The organism is Kitasatospora sp. NPDC101108 (genome assembly GCF_055584725.1).
In genome coordinates this window covers 26,311-43,412 of sequence record NZ_JBVJLM010000011.1, presented here as the reverse complement: position 1 = coordinate 43,412, position 17,102 = coordinate 26,311, and the positions used below count along the sequence as shown (strand labels likewise).

Here is a 17,102-nt window from a genome sequence, read left to right as displayed (position 1 = left end):
CCCCGGCGGGCCCGAACACGCTTCCCAGCTGCGCGCCGGTATGGTCTACGCTGGTAAAAGCGGGGCAAAACTTCCGCCCTGCCCGAAAACGACCCCCACTCGAACCGATTCGCGCTTCGAGCGACCTGAGGAGTGACACACCCCCTCGATGGACGATCCGTCCGGTAGTACCTGCGCCGCCTCGCTTCCGACCCACGGAAGGCAGGCGGCACTGTGATCACCGCCTGGCTGCTGTTGTTCGCAGCCGTTCTCCTGATCCTCGCCAACGGCCTCTTCGTGGCCGCCGAGTTCGCCTTCGTGACCGCCGACCGCGGCGCGGTGGACCGGTCCGCCGAAGCGGGGGACGCCAAGTCCGCCCGCGTCGCCCGGGCCCTGCGGCACCTCTCCTTCGAACTCTCCGGCGCCCAGCTGGGCATCACCGTCACCTCGCTGGTGGTCGGCATGCTCGCCGAGCCGGCCCTGTCGACCCTGCTCCAGCCCGTGATGTCGGGCATCGGGGTGCCCGACTCGGCCGCCCGCGGCGTCGCCGTGGTGGTCGGCATGGTGCTGGCCACCGTCGTCCAGATGGTGATCGGCGAGCTGGTCCCGAAGAACTGGGCGATCTCCCGCCCGCTCCAGGTGGCCCGCGCGGTGGCCGCCCCGCACATGGCCTTCTCCTTCGTCTGCCGCCCGCTGATCAGCTTCCTGAACGGCGCCGCCGACCGCACGGTCCGGGCCTTCGGCGTCGAGCCGCAGGAGGAGCTGGAGCACGCCCGCACTCCGGCCGAGCTGGTCTCGCTGGCCCGGCACTCGGCCAGGGCCGGTGCGATAGACGAGGAGTCGGCGACCCTGTTCGTCCGCACCCTCGGCCTCGGCGACCTCACCGCGGAGTCGGTGATGACCCCGCGGGTCGACGTCTCCGCCCTCCAGCGCGACGCCACCGCCTCCGACGTGATCAACCTGACCCGGGCCACCGGCCTGTCCCGGTTCCCGGTCTACGCCGACACCGTGGACGAGGTCACCGGCATCGTGACGCTCAAGGACGCCCTCGCCGTCCCGGCCGCCCGGCGCGGCCGGGTGCGGGTCGCCGAACTGGCTTCGCCGCCGCTGCTGGTGCCCGAGACCCTGCCCGCCGAGCGGCTGCTCGACCAGCTGCGCCGCCTCCAGCCGATGGCCATCGTGGTCGACGAGTACGGCGGCACGGCCGGCGTCGTCACCGTCGAGGACATCGTCGAGGAGATCGTCGGTGAGGTGCAGGACGAGCACGACCCGGCCGACCAGCCCGACCTGCTCCCGCTGCCGGCCGTCGACGGCCTGCCCGCCTGGGTGGCGGACGGCCGCGCCCGGCTCGACCAGCTGGAGGCGATCGGCCTGAACGCCCCGGACGGCCCGTACGAGACCCTGGCCGGCCTGGTCGCCGACCTGCTCGGCAAGCTCCCCGAGGTGGGCGAGCAGGCCGAGTTGCCCGGCTGGCGGCTCACCGTCACCGGCGTCGACCGGCACCGCACCAGCCAGGTCCGGGTGGAGCGCACCAGCGCGCCCGGCCTGTTCGGCACGGACGGGGAGGACGTCCGATGACCGTCCTGCAACTCGCCGTCGCCCTGCTGCTCCTGCTCGGCAACGCCTTCTTCGTCGGCGCCGAGTTCGCCGTCGTCTCGGTGCGCCGCAGCCAGATCGAGCCGCTCGCCGAGGCCGGGCACAAGCGTGCCCGCACCGTGCTGCACGCGCTGTCCAACGTCTCCGCGATGCTCGCCGCCGCCCAACTCGGCATCACCGTCTGCTCGCTGGGCCTCGGTGCGCTCGCCGAGCCGACCATCGCCGCCCTGCTGGAGGGCCCGTTCCACGCGATCGGCGTCCCGTCCGGCCTGATGCATCCGCTCTCGTACGGGATCTCGCTCGCCCTCGTGGTGTTCCTGCACATGGTGATGGGCGAGATGGTGCCGAAGAACATGGCCATGGCCGGCCCGGAGCGGGCCGCGCTCTGGCTCGGCCCGCCGCTGGACCGGCTGGCCCGCTGGCTCGCCCCGGTGATCCGGCTGCTCAACGCCTTCGCCAACGGCGTGCTGAGGCTGTTCCGGGTCGAGGCCAAGGACGAGGTCGAGTCGGTGTTCACCACCGAGCAGCTGATGTACCTGCTGGTCGACTCCCGGGATGCCGGCCTGCTCGACGAGGACCGCCAGGAGCGCCTGGAGGACGCCCTGGAGATGGGCCGCCGCCCGGTCACCGACGTGCTGCTGCCGCCCGAGCAGCTGGTCACCGTCAACCCGAAGGTGACCGCCGCCGAGGTCGAGGAACTCGCCCTGCGCACCGGCTTCTCGCGCTTCCCGGTCACCGACGGCGACCCGGCCGGCCACGGCTACCTGGGCTACGTCCACCTCAAGGACATCCTCGACCTGGAGGACCGGTCGGCGCCCGTCCCGGCCCGGCTGTGGCGGCCGATCACGGTGCTGCGCGGCAGCCTGCCGCTGGACGACGCCCTCGGCGCGATGCGCCGGGCCGCCTGCCACCTGGCCGCGGTGCTGGACCAGGACGGCCGCACGATCGGCGCGGTCATGCTGGAGGACGTCCTGGAGGAACTGGTCGGCGAGATGCACGACCCGGACCACCGGACGGTCTGAGACCCCGGTCCGCCGCCACCCGGCGTCGTTCGCCGACGTTCGCGGTCGTGCGCAGACGTGCTCCGTCGTGCGCCGTCGTTTCGCCGACGGCGATTCTGCCCACAGCAGGCAACGGTTCCCGTGCCGGCCACCCCCGGAGGAGGGTGGTCGGCATGAGACTGCTGCTGCTGGGTGGAACGAAGTTCGTCGGACGGGCCGTCGCCGAGGAGGCGCTGGCCAGGGGCTGGGAGGTGACGGCCCTCAACCGCGGCACGCAGCCCGCTCCCGAGGGCGTACGGGTGCTGCTGGGCGACCGTACCGCCGAGGACGGCCTCGCGGCGCTCGGCACGGGGGAGTGGGACGCCGTGGTGGACACCTGGTCCTGGGCCCCGGCGGCGGTGCGCGACAGCGCCCGGCGGCTGAACGGCCGGGTCGGCCACTACGCGTACGTCTCCAGCCGGTCGGTGTACGACTACCCGCTGCGCCCCGGGGCGGACGAGAAGGCCCCCGTGGTGCCCGCCTCCCCGGACCTCACCGGCGAGGTGCCCTACGCCGAGGCCAAGCGCGGTGCCGAACTGGCCCTGGAGGAGGAGTACGGCGGGAGCGCCCTGCTGGTCCGCGCCGGGCTGGTCCTCGGCCCGTACGAGAACATCGGCCGGCTGCCCTGGTGGCTGAACCGGATCGCCCGCGGCGGCGCGGTGCTCGCCCCCGGCCCGCGCGACCTGCCGCTGCAGTACATCGACGGCCGCGACCTCGCCGCCTGGACCCTGGACGCCGTGGTGGCCCGGCTGGGCGGCCCGTACAACGTGGTCAGCCCGGCCGGCCACACCACCATGGGCGGGCTGCTGGAGGCCTGCGTCCGGGCCACCGGCTCGGCGGCCGAGCTGCGCTGGACCGATCCCGAGCGGATCCTGGCGGCGGGGGTGCAGCCGTGGACGGAACTGCCGGTCTGGCTGCCGCCGGGCGAGCTGTACGACTTCCTGCACGGTTGCTCGGTCGCCCGCGCCGTCGACGCGGGGCTGCGCTGCCGCCCGGTCGCCGAGACGGTCGAGGACACCTGGGCCTGGCTGTGCTCGATCGGCGGCGACGCCCCCCAGCGGGACGACCGGCCGGACGTCGGGCTCGACCCGGATCGGGAGGCGGAGCTGCTCAAGGAGTGACGCGGGCGGGGGAGTTGATGTCAGCCCCGGCCGTCGATCAGCTCCCCGTACGCCTGTACCACGTCCGGCAGCCGCAGGGTCGCCAGGTCATCCCGGCCCGGCGGCTCGCGCAGCAGCGACAGCCGCAGGTCCCGGTAGGCGCAGGACTTCTCGTACAGGGTGCGGATGAACCGGCCGTTGCCCAGGTCGTCGATCCAGCCCTCGCGCACCACGTGGGTGCAGATGCTGGCCAGTTCCTCGGCCGCGTCCTCGTCCCAGCCGTCGCCGTCCCGGCCGGCCAGCGCCGCGCCGATCGCGGTCAGCTCGTTCGGCCGGTAGCTGGGGAAGTCGACCCTGGTGGTGAAGCGGGAGTTGAGGCCGGGGTTGGTGGCGAGCAGCCGGTTCATCCCCTCGGGATAGCCGGCCAGGATCACCACCAGCCGGTCCCGGTTGTCCTCGGCACGCTTCAGCAGCACCTGGAGCGCCTCGTCGCCGTAGGCGTCGCCCTTGGTGTAGCCGGAGTTGGAGAGGCTGTACGCCTCGTCGATGAACAGCACGCCGTCCAGCGCGGAGTCGATCAGCTCGTTCGCCTTGACCGCGGTCTGGCCGAGGAACTCGCCCACCAGGTCGGCTCGTTGGGCCTCGACCAGGTGGTCGCCGGAGAGCAGGCCGAGGGCGTGGAAGACCCGGCCGAGGATCCGCGCCACGGTGGTCTTGCCGGTGCCGGAGGGGCCGGAGAAGACGAAGTGCCGCTTCGGCGGCTGGACCGGCAGCCCCTGCTCGGCGCGCAGTCCGGACATTCTCAACTGGGCGGAGAGTGCCCGTACTTGGCGCTTGACCGGTTCCAGGCCCACCATCAGCGAGAGCTCGGCCAGTGCCGCGTCCAACTCCCGTTCGTCGCCCGCGGGTCGGGGTGCCGGCGGGGGAGCGGTGCGGGGCTGCGCCGCCCCGCGCACCGGCAGCGGCGGGGCCGCTGCGGGCACCACCGGGGCGCCCGAGCCGGAGCGCTCGCCGGCGGCCTGCGGCGCGCCGTCCACCGGGGCTGCGGCGTCCGGTTCGGGCCCGGTGAGCGGGCCGTCCACCAGGGTGGCGTCCACCGAGGCCCCGCCGCCGGCGGGCGCGGTCCCGGTGCCGAACTCGGCGTCGTAGAGCGGACCTTCCACGTACCCGGTGTCGTCCTGGTACCCCTGCTCGCCGCCCGGACCGGCGCCGTCGAGCCCGGCCCCGTCCAGCCCGCCGCCGTCCAGCCCCACCACGTCCGACCCCGTGAGGTCCGGCCCCAGCGCGTCCGGCCCGCCCGGGAGCCCGCCCGCCAGCAGCCCGTCCGCGAGCGCGTCCTCCGCCGAGATCGCCGCCAGCCGGGCGGATGTGTCCATGAACGCCGGATCCGCCCGGTGCACCGCCCGGTACAGCGGCAGCGCCGCCGCGCTGCGCCCGGCCCCCTCGTACGCCCGGGCCAGCCAGTAGCGCAGTTCCTTGCGCTGCGGCTGCTCGGAGCGGCAGCGCGTCAGCGAGGCGGCCAACGGGCCCTGCGCCTGGGCGCACATGTCCAGCCGCACCCGGGCCATGCCGGCGAACAGTCCGGCCTCGATGCCCAGCAGCGGGTCGTCCAGCAGCCGGTCGGTGTCCCGGATCAGCTGCTCCCAGTCCTTGAGCAGGTAGGACCGGCAGGCGTACAGGAACTGCGCGGACGGGTCCTCGCTGGGCGCCGGGCACTGCTCCAGCGCCCGGTCCAGCTCGGCCAGGTGGCGGCCGTCCAGCCAGTGCGAGGCGTGCGCCAGCGCGAGGTCGCGGGCGTCCTCCAGCACCGGCTGCACCCACCAGCCCAGCCAGTACCAGGAGCTGAGCGGGCGCCGGTGCAGCCGCCGCTGCTCGCCGAAGCGCTGCTGGTTGCGGTACATGGCGAGCAGGGCCGCCGAGGTGTCGCTGCGCAGCGCGTGGAGCCCGAGCCAGGCGTCGGCCATGCCCGGGTCCAGCCGGACGGCCGCCCGGAACTCCTCCTCGGCCCGGGTGTAGGCGCCCGCCGTGTAGGCGTCCATGGCGCGCAGCCAGGCCCGGTCGGCGAGCCGGTCCGGGCCGCCCGCCGTGCTGTCGGAACTGTCCACCGTCGTCACTCACGCCCCCCGCGGTGTGGCCCGGGGCCCGGCCGGCGGATCGCAGCGCGCTGGGCCGGTGGTCGGAAGCCCCCGGGGCGCATATGCGCCTACCGGAATCGTACCGGCGCGGGGCTGATCCGGAAGGGTGCCGTGCAGAGTCAAATGCGATTGCGCGCACGGTGGTTGAGCGGGCGAATGGCCGAAACACCGCTGGCCGGCAGGGGTGGGGGAGCGGACCGGACGGCGCCCCCGGCTCACGGGGGAACAAGCCGGGGACGCCGGGTCCGAGGCGCCGGAACGGTGGGTTCCGGCGGCTGAGACGAACCTAGATCCTGGTGATGTCGCAGGTCAAGGGGCTAGTTGAAGCTTCACCGACGGTGCCCGGCAGGATCCGCCCGGTCACCCCGTCGACCCGCGTCGCCGCGAACGGCCGGCTCGGGTCGGCGGCGAAGTGCGCCGCCTCCGCGCGGGCCCAGCGGGCCCAGAACCCGGCGAGTTCCGGCCCGTCCCGTTCCTCGCCGCGCCGCCGGGCCGCGGTGGCCTCCAGCTCCATCCAGATCACCCGGGCCAGCCACGGCCGCACCTCCCGGCGCCCCGCGCCGACGCCCTCCACCAGCACGACCGGGGCGAGCGGCACCCGCGCGGTGCCCTCGAAACGGCTCAGCGTCCAGTCGTAGACCCGGTGTTCGGCGTCCCGGCCGGCCGCCAGCGGCTCCAGCACCTGCTCCCGCAGCCGCCCGGTCCACCCGAAGAGCTCGGTGTGGGTGGCCAGGTCGTCCAGGTGCACCACCGGCGCCCCGCCGAGCGCCGCCGCCAGCCGCCCGGCGAAGGTCGTCTTGCCGGAGCCGGCGTGCCCGTCCACCGCGACCAGCCGCACCGGCCCGCAGGACGGCGGCAGCGCGCGCAGCTCGGCGGCGAGCGCGTCGAGCGCGTGGAGCCCGTCCCGCCCGTCGAGCGCGCCAGTCCCGTCGAGCGCGCCGGACCCGTCGAGCGCACCAGCGTCGCCGGCCGTGCCGACGGCGCCGGGCGTGCCGACGGCGCCGGGCCCGGTCGGCGCGGCGCCGGGAGCGGACGGACGACGGGAGGAAACGGTTCCGGATGCAGCCACAACGGCAACCCTACGGTGCCGTAGCCCACCACTGCGGACAGTTCATCTGTGCTGGTCGTGACGGCGGCGCGGCTTTCGGGCATACTCGCCTTCGCCACGCCTGTGAACGGCCGTTCACCGCAACCCGGTGCCGGTCGGGCCCGACCCGCCACACCGCGCCGGACCCCGCCACCCCGGGCCGGCGCCCGATCGAGGAGGCGACCCCGCCATGACCCCCTCCCCCGTGAAAGCCGTGGAGCGCCAGCTGCCCAGCGAGGAGGCCCGCGAACTGCTGAGCCTCACCCGGGACCTGGTCCAGCGCGAGCTCCAGCCGCGCGCGGCGGAGGACGAGGCCGCCGGCCGGTTCCCCCGGGAGGCCTTCCGCACCCTCGGCGAGGCCGGCCTGCTGTCCCTGCCGTACGACGAGAAGTACGGCGGCGGCGAGCAGCCCTACGAGGTGTACCTCCAGGTCCTGGAAGAGCTCGCGTCCGGCTGGCTGGCCGTCGGCCTCGGCGTCAGCGTGCACACCCTGTCCTGCCACGCGCTGGCCACCTTCGGCAGCGAGGAGCAGCGCGAGAAGTGGCTGCCCGGCATGCTCTCCGGCGAGCAGCTCGGCGCCTACTGCCTCTCCGAGCCGCAGTCCGGCTCGGACGCGGCCGCCCTGCGCACCCGCGCCGACCTGGACGGCGAGGAGTACGTCGTCAACGGCACCAAGGCGTGGATCACCCACGGTGGCCAGGCCGACTTCTACAGCGCCCTGGTGCGCACCGGCGCCGAGGGTGCCAAGGGCATCAGCTGCCTGCTCGTCCCCGCCACCCAGCAGGGCCTGTCGGCCGCGCCGCCGGAGCACAAGATGGGCATGCGATCCTCGCCGACCGCCCAGCTGCACTTCGACGGTGCCCGGGTCGCCCGGGAGCGGCTGATCGGCGAGGAGGGCCAGGGCTTCCAGATCGCGCTGGCCGCACTGGACTCCGGCCGCCTCGGCATCGCCGCCTGCGCGATCGGCGTCGCCCAGGCCGCGCTCGACCTCGCGGTCGACTACGCGCGCACCCGGCGCCAGTTCGGCCGCCCGATCGCCGAGTTCCAGGGCCTGTCCTTCATGCTCGCCGACATGGCCACCCAGATCGAGGCCGGGCGCTCGCTCTACCTCGCCGCCGCGCGGCTGCGCGACGCCGGCCGGCCGTTCTCCAAGGAGGCGGCGATGGCCAAGCTGTTCTGCACCGACACGGCGATGCGGGTGACCACCGACGCCGTCCAGGTGCTCGGCGGCTACGGCTACACCCAGGACTTCCCGGCCGAGCGGTACATGCGCGAGGCCAAGGTGCTGCAGATCGTCGAGGGCACCAACCAGATCCAGCGCCTGGTGATCGGCCGCCACCTCACGAAGGGCTGAGCCCTTCCCCGATGCGGCCTCCGGCCGTCACTCCAGGGTGCGGAGTGACGGCCGGAGGCGATTTCCCCGTGGTGCCAACCGGCCTGCGGGCGACGGGAGTCAGCGGCGTGCGAGGCGCCGGCGCTGCTCCGGGATGGTGGCCAGCGGCGCGGCCGCGGGGGCGGTCCGCACGGCCTTGGCCGGGACGGCGACGGCGGCCGTCGCGCTGCGCACCGGGCGGTGCACCAGCGCGTGGGAGAACGGCTGGGTGCGCCAGTCGAGCCCGCTCGGGAGCTTGAACAGCGCGTCGAACCCGGACGGTTCGGCGTCCTCGGGGGCCTCCACCTCCGCCAGGTCGTCGGTCGGCGCGCCCGAACCGGGGCAGACGGCGGGGGCGAAGGGGTTCCAGGAGGTGGGCAGCAGCGCGTGCTGCGGCAGCCGCTCCTCGTCCGCCACCAGGGCGATCGGGCGACGGCACTCTGGGCAGTGGACCCGGAAGATGTCCCAGGTCTCGGCCTCGCCGGGGTCGGTACCCGGCGCGTGATCGGCCGCGTGATCGACCCCGAGGTCGTCGCGGCCGGTCATATCGTCGGTCTCGTCGGCGGCCAGCACGCGCTGGTCAGTAGCAGGCATGAGGATCCCCCTAGGATCGGGCCCGGCGTGGTCGCTCAGGGCCACAACCAGCACTTCCCTGCCGTCCGGGCTCATAATCCTGCGGAGTTGCGCACCGCGATGCACCGGGTGTGTCCTTGGCCACACCCCCCGCCACATTCACCCGGCAAATGCCCGCGTGACACCTGCAATCCGACTGTGTGCCACCACCGTGCGCCCCCGTGCTCCCGACCCGGTAGGTTTGCGCACTGTGGAGGATCTCGACCAACGCATCGTCCAGCTGCTCCTGGAGGACGGCCGGATGAGCTACACGGACCTGGGCAAGGCCACCGGCCTGTCCACCTCGGCGGTGCACCAACGGGTGCGCCGCCTCGAACAGCGCGGGGTGATCCGCGGCTACACCGCGATCATCGACCCCGACGCCGTCGACCTGGCGCTGACCGCGTTCATCTCGGTCAAGCCCTTCGACCCCAGTGCCCCGGACGACACCCCGGACAGGCTGGCCGGCCTGCCCGAGATCGAGGCCTGCCACAGCGTCGCCGGTGACGAGAACTACATCCTCAAGGTGCGCGTCGGAGCCCCCGGCGACCTGGAGGACCTGCTCGCCCGCATCCGCAGCGCCGCCGGAGTGTCCACCCGCACCACCGTCGTCCTCTCCACTCCCTACGAGGCGCGACCCCCGAAGCTCTGACCAGGAACGGGAGGGGTGCAGACTTAGCGGCATGACCGAACGCACCTCCCGGACCGTCCTGCTGCGCGGCGGCGCCGTCTACAGCCCCGCCGACCCCTTCGCCACCGCGATGCTCGTGGAGGGCGGGCACATCGCCTGGGTCGGCAGCGACGGCGCCGCCGAGGCGTACGCCGGCACCGCCGACGAGATCGTCGAGCTGGACGGCGCGCTGGTCACCCCCGCCTTCGTCGACGCCCACGTGCACGCCACCGCCACCGGCCTGGCGCTCACCGGCCTCGACCTCACCGGCAGCCCCTCGCTGGCCGCCGCCCTGGCCGCCGTCACCGCCTTCGTCGAGGCCCGGGAGGAGCCCGGCGGAGTGCTGATCGGCCACGGCTGGGACGAGACCGGCTGGCCCGAGGGCCGCCCGCCCACGCTCGCCGAACTCGACGAGGCCGCCCGCGGCGCCGCACTCTACCTCTCCCGCACCGACGTGCACTCCGCGCTCGCCACCACCGCGCTGCGCACCCTCACCGAGGGCCTCGCCGGGCGCCCCGGCCACGACGCCGAGGGCCCGCTCACCAAGGACGCCCACCACGCCGTCCGGCGGACCGCCCTCGCCCACCTCACCCCCGAGCAGCGCCGGCAGGCCCAGCGCGCCACCCTGACCCGCGCCGCCGAACTCGGCATCGGCGCGCTGCACGAGTGCGCCGGTCCGGAGATCTCCTCCGAGGCGGACCTGACCGCGCTGCTGGCCCTGGCCGCCGAGGGTGACGGACCCGAAGTCTTCGGCTACTGGGGTGAGTTGGGCGGCATCGAGACCGCCCGCAGGCTCGGCGCGGTGGGCGCCGGCGGCGACCTCTTCGTGGACGGCGCGCTCGGCTCGCGCACCGCCTGCCTGCACGCCCCGTACACCGACGCCGAGCACACCGGCACCGCCTACCTGACCGCCGAGCAGGTCGCCGACCACGTCGCCGCCTGCACCGGGGCCGGGCTGCAGGCCGGTTTCCACGCCATCGGCGACGCCGCCGTGGCCGCCGTCGTCGAGGGCGTGCGGGCCGCCGGCGAGCGGGTCGGAGCCGACCGGGTCAGGGCGCTGCGCCACCGGGTCGAGCACGCCGAGGCACTCGACGACAAGGCGATCGCCGCCTTCGCCGAACTCGGCCTCACCGCCTCCGTCCAGCCCGCCTTCGACGCCGCCTGGGGCGGCCCGGAGGGCATGTACGTCCAGCGCCTGGGCGCCGAGCGGGCCGCCGGCCTCAACCCGTACGCGGCTCTGCTGCGGGCCGGCGTCCCGCTGGCCTTCGGCTCGGACGCCCCGGTCACCCCGCTCGACCCCTGGGGCACCGTCCGCGCCGCCGCCTTCCACCGGACCCTGGAGCACCGGATCTCGGTCCGCGCCGCCTTCACCGCCCACACCCGCGGCGGCTGGCGGGCGATCGGCCGCGACCAGGACGGCGTGCTGGTACCCGGCGCGGTCGCCAACTACGCGATCTGGGCCGCCGACGAGCTGGTCGTCCAGGCCCCCGACTCCCGGGTGGCCGGCTGGTCCACCGACCCGCGCTCCGGCACCCCGGGCCTGCCCGACCTCACCCCGGGCCGCGAACTGCCGGTCTGCCTGCGCACGGTGGTCCGCGGCCGCACCGTGCACCAGCGGTAAATCGGATGAGCCGGCCGGTCGGCGCCTCGTAGGTTGACGACCATGACGACCGAACCACTGGTACCCGCCGACTTCACCGTCCCGCGCGAGCTGCTCGCCCCGGAGTTCCGCCTGGAGCCCCTGGGCGAGCAGCACAACGCCTCCGACCACGCCGCCTGGACGGGCAGCATCGAGCACATCCGCGCCACCCCCGGCTGGTCCGGCCGGGGCTGGCCGCCCGTGGACGGCATGCCCCCGGAGCGCAATCTCGCCGACCTGCGCCGCCACGCCGCCGACTTCGAGGCCCGCCGGGGCTTCACCTACACCGTCCTGGAACCGGACCGCGACGAGGTGATCGGCTGCGTCTACATCTACCCGGACCGCGAGGACCCGGGCGTCGTGTCGGTCAGCTCCTGGGTCCGCGCCGACCGCGCCGAGCTGGACGCCCCGCTGTACCGCGCGGTCTCCGCCTGGCTCACCGACCACTGGCCGCTGGGGCGCTTCGTCTACACCGAGCGCTGACCGCCGGATCCCCCTACCACCCTCACCTCACGCCTCCCCGACGTTCCGGGGTACCTTCTTCGCACAGCGTCCGAACAGCAAGCCCCAGGAAGATGGTGCGCCGGTGGCCATTCCCGTCACCCAGGAGCGGTCCGGGACCGCTCGCGAGCCACAGGACCCGGCCCCGAAGCCCGGTCGCGGCGCCCGCACGCTCGCCAAGGTCCGCGCCGGGCTGCCGCGCACCGGCCTCGCCGCGCTGGCCGGCCTGCTGCTCGCGCTCGCCTTCCCGCCGTACGACCTGTGGCCGCTGTCGTTGCTCGGCGTCGCCGCGCTCTCGCTGCTCACCCGCGACCGTACCTTCCGCCAGGGCGCCTGGACGGGCTTCGCCTTCGGCTTCCCCTTCTTCCTGATGCTGCTCAGCTGGCTGCGGGTGGTCGGCTGGGACGCCACGGTCGGCCTGTCCGTCATCGAGGCGCTGTTCCTGGCCCTGCTCGGCGGCGCACTGGCCCTCACCTCCCGGCTGCCCGGCCGGCCGTTGTGGGCCGCGGCCCTGTGGGTCACCCAGGAGTGGGCGCGCGACCGGCTGCCGCTCGGCGGCTTCCCCTGGGGCCGGCTCGCCTTCGCCAACACCGCCACCCCGTACACCCCGCTCGCGGCGCTCGGCGGCGCCCCCCTGGTGACCTTCGCCGTCGCGCTCTCCGGCACCCTGCTGGCCTGGGCGGCGCTGCGCCTGCGCGGGCCGGGCCGGACGCCGAGGACCGGCCTTCGGGCGGCCGCGCCGGCGGTGCTCGGCGCGGTGGCCGCCCTGCTGGTCGGCTACCTCGTCCCGGTGCCCACCGCCGCGAACGACACCGTCAAGGTCGCCATCGTCCAGGGCAATGTGCCGAACCCGGGCATGGACTTCCTGGGCCGCCCGATGATGGTCCTCAACAACCACGCCTCGGCCACCGAGCGCCTCGCCGCCGACATCCAGGCCGGCAAGCGGCCGCGCCCCGACGTGGTGATCTGGCCGGAGAACTCCTCCGACCTCGACCCGTTCAGCGACCCGCTGGCCCGGCAGCGCATCGACGAGGCGGTCAAGGCGGTCGGCGTGCCCACCCTGGTCGGCACCCTGGTGGACGGCCCGGACGCCCAGCACGTCCAGAACGAGGGCATCGTCTGGGACCCGGTCACCGGCCCCGGCGCCTCCTACACCAAGCAGCACCCCGTCCCGTTCGGCGAGTACGTGCCGTTCCGCGCCGAGCTGATGAAGGTGATCACCCGCCTCCAGCGGGTCGCCCGGGACTTCTACCCCGGCGACCACAACGGCGTGATGCAGCTCGGCCCGGCGAAGATCGGCGACGTGATCTGCTTCGAGGTGGCCTACGACGAGATCGTCCGGGACACCGTGGGCAGCGGCGCCCGCGTCCTGGTGGTCCAGACCAACAACGCGACCTACGCCAGGACCGGCCAGCCCGAGCAGCAGCTCGCGATGAGCCGGCTGCGCGCGGTCGAGCACGGCCGGGTCGTCCTGATCGCCGCCACCAGCGGCATCAGCGCGGTGATCGCCCCGGACGGCACCGTCGAGCAGCGCACCGCGGAGCTGACCCCGGCCGAGCTGTCCGCCACCGTCCCGCTGCGCGACGGCACCACGGTGGCCGACCGGGTCGGCGCCCTCCCGGAGTGGACGCTGGCCGTCGGCGGCCTGCTGGCCTGCGGCGCCGCCGTCCTGGTCGGCCGTCGGCGGAAGCCGGAGGTCGGAACACCGGCCGCCGGGGCATCGTTGGAACAGGTGGTGCCGTAGCCGGCCCGGACCTCCCGTGCGGCGCGCAGAGCACCGCTTGGAGTGGATTCGTACCGTGACCCAGCAAGCTACCCCCGCCCGTCCGGTCCCGCGCGGCAGGCTCCGCCGGGTGCTGCCGCTGCTGATCACCGCCTGGCTGGTGCTGGAGATCTGGCTGCTGATCCTGGTGGGCTCGTGGCTGGGCGGCTTCGCCGTCCTGCTGCTGCTCATCGGCGGCGGGGTGATCGGCGGCTCGCTGATCAAGCGGGCCGGGCTGAAGGCGCTGTCGGCGGCGATCGAGCAGAGCAGGGACCCCCGGTCCGAGCAGCCGCAGACCGGCACCACCATGACCGTCCTGGCCGGGCTGCTGCTGATCGTCCCCGGCTTCCTGTCCGACCTGGTCGCCCTGACCCTGCTCTTCCCGCCGACCCGGGCGCTGTGGCGGGCCGTCGGCCGCAAGGTCGCGGACAAGGCGATCCGCAGCGCCTCGCCGGTGGGCGCCGACCCCTTCGCGGACGCGGTGCGGCTGCAGGAGCAGCTGCGCATCCACCGCCCGGACGGGAAGGTGATCCAGGGCGAGGTGGTCGACCCGGAGACCGGCCCGCGCGGCCCGCAGGGCCCGGACACCACCTACCGCCCGCCGATCAACGGCTGACGACACTCAACGGCTGACGACACGCGAAAGGGACCCTGGTGACCAGGGTCCCTTTTCGCGTCCTCCCGCACGCGGCGGGAGCGAGGTGTTGTCAGGCGCTCTTGCGGGTGTCCCGCGGGTGCACCGCGAGGTTCATCCCACCGGAGCGGAGCACGGCCAGCCGCTCGGCCAGCACCTCCTCCAGCTCCTCGCGCGTCCGGCGCTCCATCAGCATGTCCCAATGGGTGCGCGTGGGCTTGACCTTCTTCTCCTCCGGCTCGTCACCGTCGAGAAGTGCCGCCTCCTGGCCACAGAAGCGGCATTCCCACACCGGGGGGATCTCCGCTTCGACCGAGAAAGGAACCTCGAATCGGTGTCCGTTCTGACATGCGTACTCGACGGTCTGGCGGGGAGCCAGATCGATACCACGGTCGGTCTCGTAGCTAGTGGCCCCGAGTCGCGTGCCGCGGAGAGCTCGCTCGCTCATGAATCGTGCCTCCCGGGCTTATGGCCCACAGGACTAGTGGTCGCTGTTCTTCGTCGTTCGGTCAACGCTCGGCTTCCGACGAAGATTCCCGTCCCGGGACATGCGTCGTCTGTCGTGCCGCCCCTGTTTGTACCCACCAGCGCCCGATTTGTCACATCTGGCCGGGGATATCGCACCAGGTGTCACCTATTTCACATCTGGTGATCGTGCGGCCTTTCTGTGACGAGCGTACCGGGAGGCCGTTCGGCGCCTCCCGTCGACCCCGCTTCCCGCGGGATCAGGAGATCGGTCGGGAACGGATCATCGGCTCGGTCTTGCCGAGGTCGACCGGGTGGTGCGACGGCATGGTGCCGTCCGTCCGGACCATCGGCGGGCGGTCCGGGCGGGGCGGCGCCGCGGGGGCCGGCTCGGTCCTGCTGTCGCGGTGCGGCAGCAGGGCGATCACGGCGTCCCGCAGCTGGGCCGGGGCCTCGTCGTCGAGCGGGTCGACGGTGGCCGGCACCTGGAGCCGGACGGGGGAGCCGTTGCCGATCCGGGCGTAGCCGCGGCCGACCGGGGCGTGCGCGGCGGGGACGATGTCCAGCGGGGCGCCGAGCGCGGCCCGGCTCTCCTCGGGGCCGGCCGGGCCGAGCAGCACCCGGGCCCGGGTGGTGGCGCGGACGGTCGGGGTGATCCGGTCCCGGGCCTCGACGTCGTCGGCGATCACCACGGTGACCCGGGCGGCCCGGCCGTGCCGCAGCGGCAGCTCCAGCAGGTCCTGCGGGTCGGGGCGGCCCTCGGCGTGGGCGAGTTCGCCCAGCTCGGTCGGGTGGTCCAGCAGCAGCCACAGCGGCCGGGTGACGTCCTCGGGCAGGCTGGCGCCGGTGTGCCGGGAGGCGTTCAGCGCGGCGAGCCGGCGCTCGGTCTCCTGGGCTGCCCAGTTCAGCGCGGCCAGCGCGCCGTGCAGGCTGGTCTCCACGGTGTGCACGCCGGGCCGGTTGACCAGGCAGGCGTGCTCCCCGGTCCCGGCGCCGTCGATCACCACCAGGTCGCCGTACGGGAGGGCCTGGAGCGCGATCGAGCGGATCAGGCTGGAGGTGCCGTAGCCGGCGACGCCGAGGGCGAGCAGGTGGGGCTCGGAGGAGCGCGGGCCGGTGCGCCAGACCACCGGCGGTTGCTGGGTGACGGCTCCGCCCCGGGTGACCGGGATGGTGCGGGCGGTGCCGTCCTCGTCGGTGAAGCCGAGCACGATCTCACCGGGCGCGGCCACGAAGCGCTGGGCGACGACGTCGGTGGGCAGCGGGGCGAGCGCGGTGATCCGCAGCCGGTTGGACTCCTCGTCCCAGTCGAAGCGGTACTCCCGGGCCCGTCCGGCCTTGCCCTGGACGACCTGCTCGATCCGGGCCCGGGCGGCGGGCTCGGTGTCGGTGAAGTAGGCGGGGTAGCTCAGCTCCAGCCGGGACAGCCGGCCCTCGCCGTCGAACTCCCAGGAGCCGAAGGCGTTCTTGTAGGAGCCCTCGAAGTGGTAGAGCGGGTTAGCGTCCTCGGGCCCGCACAGGTACGGGGTGAGGGCCGAGTAGAGGGCGCCGAGCTTGATGTCGGCCACGTCGGGCGCGGGCGCGGCGGGGGGCGCCTTGGGGGCCCGGCCGGCCCAGGCGGCGCTGGCCATCAGGGCGATCAGCGCGAACAGCAGGCCGTGCGGCAGCAGGTAGATGCCGATCAGCATCGCGGCGGACAGGAACAGTGTCGGGCCGCGGCGTTCCTTCGGGGTGGCCTGCCAGCGGTCCTTGGCCCAGCCGGCGTGGTGGCGCAGCCCGCGGCCGATCACGGCGAGCGGGGCGAACATGTCGGTGGCGTGGTCCCCGGCGGTGCGGGCGATCTCGCGGCCCTTGACGAGGTGGCGGTGGAGCGGCATTCCGTGACTCCCCGGTCGAGTGGGACGGGTGGGACGGGCGGGGGTGAGGGGGGACTGCTCGTGGTACGACGGGGCCCGGGGCGGTGGGATCCGCGCCCGGGCCGGTGGGGGAGTGGCGGCACACCTAGAACCGGATGCCGCCGAGCAGGCTCGCCAGGCTGGCGCCGCCCGCGGTGATGCTCGGGGCGATCGAGGAACCGGCGACGTAGAAGCCGAAGAGGGCGCAGACGATGGCGTGGGAGACCTTGAGTCCGTCCCTGCGGAAGAACAGGAAGGCGATGGTGCCGAACAGGACGATGCCGGAAATCGAGAGGATCACTTCTGCTCCTCGGGGAGGGGGGACGGGGGACAGTGTTACGTAAAGTGCACTTATCGTGACAAAAAGTAATAGATGATGGAACGGCGCAAATGGGTGGTTTCGCCGTGCAGTGCCGCCGGGAAGCCGACGGCGGTAGGCGAACCGGTCCGGGTGGGGCCCGGTGCCGCGCGGACGTCACGTGGAATCGGTGCCGCGACGCATTCCCGGCGGGCGGGCGGGGGGTTTCCGGGGGGTCCCGGAAGTTCGCTCGAACGGCCGCGCGACCCGTTCGGCCGTCCGTCGTACCGGGTTCCGCACCGGCACGGCCGTGATCC

General features: G+C 74.1%; 15 protein-coding genes. 9 read left to right on the top strand and 6 right to left on the bottom strand.

Translation table 11 applies throughout. The features are described 5' to 3' along the window. Positions 1–213 precede the first annotated feature (213 nt). From ACZ6Z8_RS23440 to ACZ6Z8_RS23430, 3 genes are all read left to right on the top strand, one after another. Positions 214–1,557: a hemolysin family protein gene (locus tag ACZ6Z8_RS23440; protein ID WP_465612018.1), complete on the top strand. Its 1,344-nt coding sequence runs from the start codon at positions 214–216 to the stop codon at positions 1,555–1,557. Beyond that, positions 1,554–2,597 carry a hemolysin family protein gene (locus ACZ6Z8_RS23435; protein ID WP_465612017.1) on the top strand — a complete coding sequence of 348 codons (1,044 nt, stop codon included), beginning with the start codon at positions 1,554–1,556 and terminating at the stop codon, positions 2,595–2,597. Before ACZ6Z8_RS23440 ends, ACZ6Z8_RS23435 begins: the two co-directional genes overlap by 4 nt. 152 nt (positions 2,598–2,749) lie before the next feature. Further along, positions 2,750–3,736, top strand: a complete 987-nt coding sequence (locus tag ACZ6Z8_RS23430; protein ID WP_465612016.1) for an NAD-dependent epimerase/dehydratase family protein — start codon at positions 2,750–2,752, stop codon at positions 3,734–3,736. A 20-nt stretch (positions 3,737–3,756) separates the two neighbouring features. Here the strand turns inward: ACZ6Z8_RS23430 and ACZ6Z8_RS23425 are convergent, their stop codons facing one another. Next, the gene (locus ACZ6Z8_RS23425; RefSeq protein WP_465612215.1) at positions 3,757–5,754 is read right to left on the bottom strand and encodes an AAA family ATPase; all 1,998 of its coding nucleotides are present in this window, start codon (positions 5,752–5,754) and stop codon (positions 3,757–3,759) included. Between the two features lie 382 nt (positions 5,755–6,136). Further along, positions 6,137–6,718: a uridine kinase family protein gene (locus tag ACZ6Z8_RS23420; protein ID WP_465612214.1), complete on the bottom strand. Its 582-nt coding sequence runs from the start codon at positions 6,716–6,718 to the stop codon at positions 6,137–6,139. A 409-nt stretch (positions 6,719–7,127) separates the two neighbouring features. On the opposite strand from ACZ6Z8_RS23420, the gene ACZ6Z8_RS23415 reads away from it, so the two are divergent. Further along, on the top strand, positions 7,128–8,291 hold the full coding sequence (locus ACZ6Z8_RS23415) for an acyl-CoA dehydrogenase family protein (protein ID WP_465612015.1): 1,164 nt from the start codon (positions 7,128–7,130) through the stop codon (positions 8,289–8,291). 99 nt (positions 8,292–8,390) lie between these two features. On the opposite strand, the gene ACZ6Z8_RS23410 is transcribed toward ACZ6Z8_RS23415, so the two are convergent. Beyond that, entirely contained in the window at positions 8,391–8,903 is a 513-nt protein-coding gene (locus ACZ6Z8_RS23410; RefSeq protein WP_465612014.1) for a hypothetical protein, read from the bottom strand. A gap of 229 nt (positions 8,904–9,132) precedes the next feature. Between ACZ6Z8_RS23410 and ACZ6Z8_RS23405 the strand changes: the two genes are divergently transcribed. From ACZ6Z8_RS23405 to fxsA, 5 genes are all read left to right on the top strand, one after another. Beyond that, positions 9,133–9,573, top strand: coding sequence for an Lrp/AsnC family transcriptional regulator (locus ACZ6Z8_RS23405; RefSeq protein ID WP_030058365.1), 441 nt, complete (start codon positions 9,133–9,135; stop codon positions 9,571–9,573). A 31-nt stretch (positions 9,574–9,604) separates the two neighbouring features. After that, positions 9,605–11,212 (top strand): amidohydrolase, encoded by a 1,608-nt coding sequence (locus tag ACZ6Z8_RS23400; RefSeq protein ID WP_465612013.1) that lies wholly within the window; start codon positions 9,605–9,607, stop codon positions 11,210–11,212. 42 nt (positions 11,213–11,254) lie between these two features. Further along, positions 11,255–11,713 (top strand): GNAT family N-acetyltransferase, encoded by a 459-nt coding sequence (locus ACZ6Z8_RS23395; protein ID WP_465612012.1) that lies wholly within the window; start codon positions 11,255–11,257, stop codon positions 11,711–11,713. A 109-nt stretch (positions 11,714–11,822) separates the two neighbouring features. Continuing rightward, the gene (gene lnt / locus ACZ6Z8_RS23390; protein ID WP_465612213.1) at positions 11,823–13,475 is read left to right on the top strand and encodes an apolipoprotein N-acyltransferase; all 1,653 of its coding nucleotides are present in this window, start codon (positions 11,823–11,825) and stop codon (positions 13,473–13,475) included. Positions 13,476–13,530: 55 nt separating this feature from the next. Further along, a complete protein-coding gene (gene fxsA / locus ACZ6Z8_RS23385; RefSeq protein ID WP_465612011.1) occupies positions 13,531–14,109 on the top strand; it encodes an FxsA family membrane protein in 579 nt (192 codons plus the stop codon). A gap of 91 nt (positions 14,110–14,200) precedes the next feature. Here the strand turns inward: fxsA and ACZ6Z8_RS23380 are convergent, their stop codons facing one another. The 3 genes from ACZ6Z8_RS23380 to ACZ6Z8_RS23370 form a co-directional block, all read right to left on the bottom strand. Further along, entirely contained in the window at positions 14,201–14,575 is a 375-nt protein-coding gene (locus ACZ6Z8_RS23380; protein WP_030279777.1) for an RNA polymerase-binding protein RbpA, read from the bottom strand. A gap of 277 nt (positions 14,576–14,852) precedes the next feature. Beyond that, a complete protein-coding gene (locus ACZ6Z8_RS23375; protein ID WP_465612010.1) occupies positions 14,853–16,469 on the bottom strand; it encodes a hypothetical protein in 1,617 nt (538 codons plus the stop codon). Positions 16,470–16,593: 124 nt separating this feature from the next. Next, the gene (locus tag ACZ6Z8_RS23370) at positions 16,594–16,788 is read right to left on the bottom strand and encodes a hypothetical protein (protein WP_097238968.1); all 195 of its coding nucleotides are present in this window, start codon (positions 16,786–16,788) and stop codon (positions 16,594–16,596) included. Between the last annotated feature and the right edge of the window lie 314 nt (positions 16,789–17,102).

Excerpts from the sequence above, each read along its gene's own strand:
- ACZ6Z8_RS23435 (WP_465612017.1), top strand. The coding sequence starts at position 1,554 with ATGACCGTCCTGCAACTCGCCGTCGCCCTGCTGCTCCTGCTCGGCAAC.
- ACZ6Z8_RS23430 (WP_465612016.1), top strand. The coding sequence starts at position 2,750 with ATGAGACTGCTGCTGCTGGGTGGAACGAAGTTCGTCGGACGGGCCGTC.
- ACZ6Z8_RS23425 (WP_465612215.1), bottom strand. The coding sequence starts at position 5,754 with ATGGACGCCTACACGGCGGGCGCCTACACCCGGGCCGAGGAGGAGTTC.
- ACZ6Z8_RS23415 (WP_465612015.1), top strand. The coding sequence starts at position 7,128 with ATGACCCCCTCCCCCGTGAAAGCCGTGGAGCGCCAGCTGCCCAGCGAG.
- ACZ6Z8_RS23410 (WP_465612014.1), bottom strand. The coding sequence starts at position 8,903 with ATGCCTGCTACTGACCAGCGCGTGCTGGCCGCCGACGAGACCGACGAT.
- ACZ6Z8_RS23400 (WP_465612013.1), top strand. The coding sequence starts at position 9,605 with ATGACCGAACGCACCTCCCGGACCGTCCTGCTGCGCGGCGGCGCCGTC.
- ACZ6Z8_RS23395 (WP_465612012.1), top strand. The coding sequence starts at position 11,255 with ATGACGACCGAACCACTGGTACCCGCCGACTTCACCGTCCCGCGCGAG.
- ACZ6Z8_RS23380 (WP_030279777.1), bottom strand. The coding sequence starts at position 14,575 with ATGAGCGAGCGAGCTCTCCGCGGCACGCGACTCGGGGCCACTAGCTAC.
- ACZ6Z8_RS23375 (WP_465612010.1), bottom strand. The coding sequence starts at position 16,469 with ATGCCGCTCCACCGCCACCTCGTCAAGGGCCGCGAGATCGCCCGCACC.